This window comes from Aeromonas diversa CDC 2478-85 (assembly GCF_000819805.1).
In the GTDB taxonomy this organism is placed as follows: domain Bacteria; phylum Pseudomonadota; class Gammaproteobacteria; order Enterobacterales; family Aeromonadaceae; genus Aeromonas; species Aeromonas diversa.
This window is the reverse complement of record NZ_CDCE01000035.1, coordinates 96049-96284: the sequence shown is the minus strand read 5'-3', so window position 1 is coordinate 96284 and position 236 is coordinate 96049. Positions and strand designations below refer to the sequence as shown.

At 66.1% G+C, this 236-nt stretch carries 1 pseudogene; it reads right to left on the bottom strand.

Going from position 1 to position 236, the window contains the following annotated elements:
* A pseudogene (locus BN1121_RS20075) lies at positions 1-236 on the bottom strand (signal recognition particle-docking protein FtsY); the annotation flags it as partial.

The window sequence follows — 236 nt, the reverse complement described above, 5'->3', positions numbered from 1 at the left end:
CGAGCGGCTTCCGCCAGACGTGCTTCTTCAGCCAGACGGAGGCCCTCGTCTTCAACCAGCTCGTTGACGATCACAGGATCCAGTTCGGAGGCACACTCCTCCAGCACCATGGGGGCATCGTTCTGCTCTGCGGCAGGGGCACTGCAGGCATCATCCACCAGGATGCCGTCACCGGCGCGTGCAGTCGGGATGACGCCGGCATCCTGAGAGGGGGCGGGCTCGACGGCGTCGACAGG